General features: G+C 59.6%; 8 protein-coding genes and 2 rRNA genes. 1 reads left to right on the forward strand and 9 read right to left on the reverse strand.

Annotated features, from left to right (window positions below):
• Positions 1-263 precede the first annotated feature (263 nt).
• Positions 264-1,448 carry an aldo/keto reductase gene (locus CFE428DRAFT_RS31460; RefSeq protein ID WP_006983795.1) on the reverse strand — a complete coding sequence of 395 codons (1,185 nt, stop codon included), beginning with the start codon at positions 1,446-1,448 and terminating at the stop codon, positions 264-266.
• A 51-nt stretch (positions 1,449-1,499) separates the two neighbouring features.
• Here CFE428DRAFT_RS31460 and CFE428DRAFT_RS31465 point away from each other — a divergent pair, with 51 nt between their 5' ends.
• Entirely contained in the window at positions 1,500-2,297 is a 798-nt protein-coding gene (locus tag CFE428DRAFT_RS31465; RefSeq protein ID WP_006983796.1) for a L,D-transpeptidase family protein, read from the forward strand.
• A 24-nt stretch (positions 2,298-2,321) separates the two neighbouring features.
• Here the strand turns inward: CFE428DRAFT_RS31465 and CFE428DRAFT_RS31470 are convergent, their stop codons facing one another.
• The 8 genes from CFE428DRAFT_RS31470 to CFE428DRAFT_RS31505 form a co-directional block, all read right to left on the reverse strand.
• Positions 2,322-2,774: a class I SAM-dependent RNA methyltransferase gene (locus tag CFE428DRAFT_RS31470; RefSeq protein ID WP_006983797.1), complete on the reverse strand. Its 453-nt coding sequence runs from the start codon at positions 2,772-2,774 to the stop codon at positions 2,322-2,324.
• Complete coding sequence (locus CFE428DRAFT_RS31475) at positions 2,728-3,384, reverse strand: class I SAM-dependent RNA methyltransferase (protein WP_006983798.1); 657 nt, start codon at positions 3,382-3,384, stop codon at positions 2,728-2,730. The genes CFE428DRAFT_RS31470 and CFE428DRAFT_RS31475 overlap by 47 nt, the downstream gene beginning before the upstream one ends.
• A 62-nt stretch (positions 3,385-3,446) precedes the next feature.
• On the reverse strand, positions 3,447-3,863 hold the full coding sequence (locus CFE428DRAFT_RS31480; RefSeq protein ID WP_006983799.1) for an exosortase system-associated protein, TIGR04073 family: 417 nt from the start codon (positions 3,861-3,863) through the stop codon (positions 3,447-3,449).
• 70 nt (positions 3,864-3,933) lie between these two features.
• On the reverse strand, positions 3,934-4,599 hold the full coding sequence (locus tag CFE428DRAFT_RS31485; RefSeq protein ID WP_006983800.1) for an exopolysaccharide biosynthesis protein: 666 nt from the start codon (positions 4,597-4,599) through the stop codon (positions 3,934-3,936).
• 9 nt (positions 4,600-4,608) lie between these two features.
• Positions 4,609-5,304, reverse strand: a complete 696-nt coding sequence (locus tag CFE428DRAFT_RS31490; protein WP_006983801.1) for a TerC family protein — start codon at positions 5,302-5,304, stop codon at positions 4,609-4,611.
• 156 nt (positions 5,305-5,460) lie between these two features.
• On the reverse strand, positions 5,461-6,438 hold the full coding sequence (locus CFE428DRAFT_RS31495; RefSeq protein ID WP_157447715.1) for a tetratricopeptide repeat protein: 978 nt from the start codon (positions 6,436-6,438) through the stop codon (positions 5,461-5,463).
• Between the two features lie 308 nt (positions 6,439-6,746).
• Positions 6,747-6,862: ribosomal RNA gene (gene rrf / locus CFE428DRAFT_RS31500) — 5S ribosomal RNA — on the reverse strand.
• 382 nt (positions 6,863-7,244) lie between these two features.
• Positions 7,245-7,586, reverse strand: a 23S ribosomal RNA gene (locus CFE428DRAFT_RS31505); the annotation flags it as partial.

Raw genomic sequence — 7,586 nt, forward strand, 5'->3', positions numbered from 1 at the left:
ACGGGCTGCCAGGCGCATTTTCTGGCCGGCGCACGGCGGACCCGTGAAGCAGGCGAGGGAACGGGGGATGAAGATGGGAAGGTCACAAGTAAAAAGCGTTATCGCAAGCCCTCGCCGACGATCGCAAACAACTTGCCTTGTCGGAAAAAACGCCGCTGCGTTACGTAAAAAACCGGGAACCACAAGACATCCTTAGACGCCAATTTGCGGCCCTCCCGGCCACGCCTCACGAGAATAAACAACCTGTTTTTACTCCGCTGCCGTCAATCGCTCTGGCTCAAGCGCTTCTGCTGTTCGCCGTGTAACAGAGTGTGCGCCTCGGCGAGGATGGCGGGGATGCGCTCGGCGAAGGGCGATTTGCCGCAGGCGGCGAAGATCTGCGCCTGGTCGAATTTCGCGGCATTCACCCCTGGGAACCAGTGACCGGCGTTGCCCATGAGGTTGTAGCGCATCCTGCCCCATTCCACGAGGTCGAGCGCCTGCGCGAAGTGCCAGAGCCGCACGATTTCCTGCACGTTCACCTCACCGGGAACATCGACGTAATTCGGCAGCCCGGCGCTCCATGCGGCCGCCCAATCGGCGCCATGCACGCGCTCGATTTCCGCCCGCAGCCGCACCTCGATGGGTGCGACGACTTCCGCAGCCTTGTCGTAATGCTTGAGCGCGTGGACGTGCTCGTCGAAATCCGAGGGCCGCGCGGCGCCGACACTCAGCGTGTGCACCTGCGGACGGGCGAGGCAGTAGAGATCGTTGAAGGCAATCGGCGAAAGCGGCCGACACAACTCGACGAGCTTCGGCGGCGGCGATTGCAGCAGGCCACCTTTGTCCGTGGGGCTGATGATGAACACGCCCATGTCGCGCTTCGTGGCCGCTTCCACCGCCGGCCAGTTGTAATCATTCACGAAATACCAGTGCAGATTCACGTAATCGAATGCGTCGCTTTCGATCGCCTTGAGGATGATATCGGTGGTGGCGTGGGTGCTGAAACCGATGAAACGGCAGCGGCCATCGCGCTGCAATTGGCGCGCTTCGTCGAGACAGCCCCCCGGACGCAGCGACCACTCGAGCAGTTCCGCGTTGTTGATGCCGTGCAGGGAAAGCAGGTCGACGTGCTCCAGCTTCAGGTAGCGCATCGATTGCTCGAAGGTCTCACGAAACTCCCGCGTGCTGGCGAACGGCGAGACTTTCGTCTGCACGATCATCTTGTCGCGCGGCAACCGCGGCAGGATGTAGCCGAGCTGCATCTCGCTGCTGCCGTAGCCACGCGCGGTCTCGATATGGTTGATGCCCAACTCGAGCGCGCGCAGGATCGTCGCCTCGAGATTGCGCTGGCCCGCTTCCTCGACCGTTTTGGGATCGATGTCGTTCCACGATTGCTGATAGCGCATTCCCCCGCAGGAGAAGACGGGCATTTGAAGATTCGTGCGTCCAAACCGGCGGTATTGCATCGCGGGATTTATATGGCAGTTCAGGCAGGTGACAACGATGATCGCACGCCTATGAGCAAAGCGTCCCCCGCCCTTCTGGTGGCGACGATTGCCATCGCCCTCTCGCTGGTGGGCGCCCATGCTTGGGCGCAAGCCGTGCCCGCCCCTGCCTCTCCTGATAACGACACTACCGACCGCATTGCCGTGGCGCGTCAGCAGCATGAAGCGGCGCTCAGGCAGAAGTATCACGCGGCTGCGGTGGGGTATCCTGGGGAAGTTTTCCTGCGCTGGCTGAAGCGGGAGGCGATGCTGGAACTGTGGGCGCGCGATCCGGGGCGGCGCTTCCGCCTCGTGGCTACCTATCCGATCCTCGCTTCCTCGGGCACGCCTGGACCGAAACGCCGGGAAGGAGACCGGCAAGTGCCAGAGGGCTTTTACGAGATCAACCGCTTCAACCCGAAGAGCTCATTCCATCTCTCGCTCGGCTTGAATTATCCCAACGCCTCCGACCTCGTCTTGTCGGATCACGATCAACCGGGCAGTGACATTTTCATTCACGGCAGCAATGTTTCCATCGGTTGCGCGCCGCTGGGAGACAATGCCATCGAAGAGGTCTATCTCGCGGCGCTCGATGCCCAGGCACGCGGACAGGCGCGCATCCAGGTGCACGTTTTTCCGAGCCGGATGAATGGCTCCGGGTGGGAGCAATTTGCCACGGGCGAGATCAGGCAGCGGCCAGAGTTGGCGGTATTCTGGACTCAGTTGCGCCCGGGGTTCGAGTTCTTCGAACGGCACCGCACATTGCCGACGGTCGCGGTCGAGAAAGACGGCCGCTACCGCGTGCAGGGCGCCGCTCCGTCAGCGCCCTGATCGAATTTTCGCATCTGGCGCGACTTACTTCCGCACGAGGTGCACAACCACCTCGATCTCCGCCGTCTGCGGGAACATATCCAGCGGCGTGACGCTGAGCAGCTCATAGCTGCTGCGCAGCAACGCGAGATCGCGCGCCAGCGTGGCCGGGTTGCACGAAACATAAATCACCTCCGCCGGCGCACCGCCGAGCACGAGATCACACACCCGCGCCGCAAGCCCTTCGGTCGGCGGATCCAGCAGCAGCGTCGTTTGCGCGGCATCGTGTACCGAAAGCACTTCACCCAAATGGGCGCCTACTTCGCCGGCAATGTAAGACTCGTGCGGCTGCGCCGAACGTCGCGCACTTTCCACCGCCGCGAAATTTTCCTCGATTCCCACGACCTTCTCAAAACGATCCGCCAGCGCCCGCGCAAAAAGACCCGCGCCACTATAGGCATCGACGAGCACTCCCTTTCCGCGAACGGCCGTGCGCACCGTCTCGACCAGCAGCGCCGCCACCTCCGGATTCGTCTGCTCGAAAAATGGTCCGCCACCCGGCGCGCGCAGCGAATAATCCCCCTCCCGCACCGGGGGTGTCGCGCAGACGTTTCAAGGCCCGGTTTACTTCCGGCACGGCGAGAAGGCATTGCTCGATATCGACCAGCACGTGCGCATCCTGGGCGAAGAATCCGGTCACCCCGCCTTCGGAATGCACGCGAATGCGGTTGCGATAGCCGTACGGTTGCGGCGCGGCGACAATCGGCCGCATCGGCACCGTCTCCATGCGCCCGACGCGCCGCAGGGTCTGCTCCACCTGCGCGGCCTTGATCTGCAATTGCCGCGCATAGGTGATGTGCTGATAGCTGCAGCCACCGCACTCACTAAAATAGGGACACGGCGGTTCGACGCGATCCGGCGACGGCGACTCCACCTTGATGAGCTCCGCCTCGGCAAAGTTCTTCTTCTGCCGCAGCACGCGCGCGGTGATTTTCTCGCCCGGAATGGTGAACGGCACGAAGTAGACTTTTCCTTCATGACGGGCGACGCCCTTGCCGCCAAAGGCGACGTCATGAATTTCGAGAGATAGAGGAGCAGGATTGGGCATAAGGGAAAAAAAAAGGCTTCCGCCGACGAGGCGGAAGCCTTTTTCAGGAAAGAAAAAAGAGCTTACCAGCTGCTCTCGTATTCGCGCGAGTAGCGATAGTGGCTTTCGAAACCGAGTTCCGGCGGAAATTCCTCGAGACCGCCATGGATCCACGGGACATCGCTGCGATACGGCGGCTTGTAGGTGCCACGATTGGTCGCAAACGGGAAGGTCGCAATCTCCCAGATACCCGCACCCGTCCGGAGAATGTAGCGACCGAAGCCCTTCACGCCACCGTAGGAAAAGGCCGCCGAATTGCCTTCGTAGAAATTGGTAACGGACGGCTGGTAGACAATTTCGACCACGCCGAAGGCCAAATTCGCCAAGCCGCGACCGAGCTTGCGCGAGGGGCCAAAATCATTGCCGGGGGGATCCTGGATGTCCGCCATGGCGGTCGCAGCGAGGAGGGAAACAAAAACGAGACTGAGGAGGGTCTTCATGCAGGTTGTCGAAAACTACTGTGATTTCTCAGCAGAATGCAAAGCTAAATTCGTTCCGAGATAAAAGATTTTACCCCCCATATTTGTCCCAGAGGTGAGTCACACCGCTGCCGACGAGAGTAAACATGACCCCGAAATAGATCCAGGCGCCGATAGTCACCACGTGGCCGAAGAGGACCAGCAACCCGTCCCGCTCCATGAGGCCGGCCGTCAGCAGCAACACGGAAACTGCCGGGATCGTATTGGAAAATGGAATGAGCGGGGGTAACGGGAGGGCCAGCAGAAAGCCGCCGGAAGCGATCCCGAGGCCGATGAGATTGATCATTCCCGGCCAGCGCTGGAGGAAGTGCATCCGCGGCTTGACCAGCTTTTCCATCTTCGTGGCCAGCTTCAGGCCGTAGCTCACAATCTTCTCCAACATCGCCCGCGACACTTCCCGGCGCTGGATGAAGCCGGGCAACGACGGCTTCATGCCGAAAGTGATCCGCAGCCCGAGCAGCATGATGACGATGCCAAACGGGATCGACAGTCCCGGAATCGCGATCGGAAAAGCGAAGGGCAGCGATATGAGCAGGAGAAACAGCGCAGCCCCACGCCCTTTCAGGATCTGCTCGAGTTCGCCCAGCGTCACTGCGCGACCTGCCGTCTCGCGGAGGAGTTCCTGCAAGTCCGCGGAAAGCCGGCGCGGCGGCGTTTCGGCTTCGAAGACCGCGGCTCGGAAAAATTGGAAAGCCATGCTCGGATCTCAGGCAGCGTCCTTGCTCCGCTCCAGATTGCGGGCGAACCGCCAACCCAGCAACGCGATCACTGTTCCCAACAGCCACGGGGCGAATTGATGGAGCACCTGCGCGAGCGTTTCTCCCAGCCAGTTCACGACCAGCGGATCATTGAAGATCATCTTCATCGCCACCCAGCCAAGCACGCCGCCACCGAGCCAGATGATGAACGGAACGCGGTTCATCAACCGGGCCAGCAGACCACTCCCCCACACGACCAGTGGCAACGACAGGAGCAGGCCAAAGACGACCAGCACGAAATCGCCCTGCGCGACGCCGGAGATGGCCATGACGTTGTCAAAACTCATCACCAAATCCGCGAGCATGATGATCCAGATCGCCTCCGCGATGGTGGTGCCCTGGCGGACTTTTCCGGCGTGATGCGGCGGCTGATGGACGAGCTTGATCGCGATCCAGACGAGCAACGCCCCACCAAGGAAACGCAGCAGCGGCAACGTGAGCAGCCAGGTGATGGCGACAATGAAAATGAGCCGCAACCCGATCGCCCCGAGCGTGCCGACGACGCGCCCCCAGAATTGTTGTCGTGCTGGCAGCGTCCGCGTGGCCAGGGCGATGACCAGCGCATTGTCTCCGGCCAGCACGAGGTCGAGCAGGACGATCGAGCCCCATCGGCCCCAGAAATGCGAGTCACTCAGGAATTCCATGCGGCAAGGAAAGTAGCACAAGGCGTGACGCGGCGACGCATTCTTTGCAGCGTTTGGTTGAACGTCGGGCTTCTTATTCGGACTCCAACTCGGCTTGTCTGAGCAAAGTGTAGTCCCCTCTCATCAATCAGATGTGAAATTGGAACCCGACCACCATTACGGCGCGAGCGAATACCGGCGCATCCAGTCCATTTCCTGTGGCGTGTAAAAGTCGCCGAAACCACTGCGCTTTTTGTCGAATTTCACCACCGGATGCAGGGATTTGGCAGGCGCATTGTTTGCCCCTTTCTGGCCCATCAATCTTTCCAACGCTGGGTCCGCTTCCGCGCCCAACTTCCGCGCCTGCTGGTAATACTGGCGGGCCTTTTCCATGTCGGGCGAACTCTTCGTCGCGAGGAGCACGGCAAGATTGTAATCCGCATCGGCATAGTTCGGATCGAGCGCGATGGCCGTCTCGAATTCCCTTTGGGCCTGCTCCTGGTGGCCCTTCTGGCTCCACGTGACGCCGAGATAGTTGTGGGCGGTGGCGTTCTTTCCATCGACCGCGATCGCTTTGTTCAATTCGCTGATCGCCACGTCGTATTTGCCCTGCGTGTAGTAGACGATGCCCAGCGTGCAATGCGCGAAACCGTCCACCGGCTCGATGGCGATGGCCTTGGTAAAGCAATCCTCGGCCTCCTTGAGCTTCTTCTGCCGGAAGAGCACCACACCGAGATTGGAGAGCACGGAAAGATTGTCCGGCGCCGTCTTCAATATCTCGCGATAGATCCCTTCCGCCTTGCGGTAATCGCCTTTCTCGAATGCTTGCCGGGCTTCATTTGCCTGGGCCTGCATCGCCGGAGGAATGCCCGGCGAAGAGGAAGACGCCGGCGCATCCACCACCCGCATGACCGGCGGGCCCGGACTTACGCTCCCCTGCGGAGCCGGCAGGTCATCCTGCGCGTAGAGATTGTTCGGCGCCTGGGCGAGGATCTTTCGATAAGTCCGTTCCGCCGCGAAATAATCGCCATGTTCGAACCGCTCTTTGCCTTCCCGCGCCAAGAGTTGCAACTCTGCCGGAACAAGCGGCGCCGCCCCCAGCAACGACCAGGCCTGCAGACAACAAGTAAAAGCCAGGATACGAAGGAGACGCATAGGGAGCCGATAATTCAACGCCATGCCGTGGGAAAACACGAGGCCAAGAGAGTGAAAAGTGAAAGCGGAAAGTAGCACCGCACAGAACGCCCCGCCTTTGGCCCATACCTGCGGCCGGGAATCAATTCCCACTTTTCAGCATCTCTCCGCTTCTTCTCTGCGTCTCCGCGACCTCTGCGTTTAAAAATTTCTTTGGTTGCGGTTCCACCGCTCACTTCCCCTCGCCGGCAGCTTCCGTTTCCGCAACTGCCCTGCTTCTCGGCAAAGAAAAAGCCCCATCTCCTGATTTAACAAGAGATGGGGCGTAAAACTGGCGACGTCCTACTTTCGCACAAGCTAGACATGCACTATCATCGGGGCTGCAGCGTTTCACTTCCGTGTTCGGAATGGGAACGGGTGGGTCCACTGCGCTGGGATCACCAGAAGTCTGACGAATTTGAGGCCACACTAAGGCTCAATCTGGGAGGTTTCTCACTGGGGGGTGTGAGTCGAACCTCAAATTCGCCAGACTTCTAACGACCCCATTTCATGGGGATTTGATCGCTGCTTCGCAGCGATGGGTTTCGATACTTTCATATCGGTTCCCCTGCGGTCAATTGGATTTTACTCCAACTGAACCGTCGCTTTTCGTTTTATTTGGTTGTCAAAGAACCCGGCCAAGTCGCCTTACGACGCTTTATGGCGCTTTATGGCGCTTTACCGATTCTCTGACATCTACATACAGGAGTTTCATACAGCCCTTTTCAGGCTGAGTTTTGTTTAAATTTGTCAATTTCGCTCATCTCTTAAAGTAAGAGGATGAGGAAATGACCAAGCCGAACGGATTATTAGTACTTCTCAGCTGAACATGTTACCATGCTTACACCGGAAGCCTATCAACGTGGTGGTCTGCCACGATCCTTCGGGGAAGAGTCATCTTGGGAGAGGCTTGGCGCTTAGATGCTTTCAGCGCTTATCCTTTCCGAACATAGCTACCCAGCACTGCCTTTGACAAGACAACTGGAACACCAGTGGTTCGTCAGACCCGGTCCTCTCGTACTAAGGTCTGAACCCCTCACTCTTCCTGCGCCCACAGCGGATAAGGACCGAACTGTCTCGCGACGTTCTGAACCCAGCTCGCGTACCACTTTAACCGGCGAACAGCCGGA

Source organism: Chthoniobacter flavus Ellin428, from assembly GCF_000173075.1.
Taxonomy (GTDB): Bacteria; Verrucomicrobiota; Verrucomicrobiia; order Chthoniobacterales; family Chthoniobacteraceae; genus Chthoniobacter; species Chthoniobacter flavus.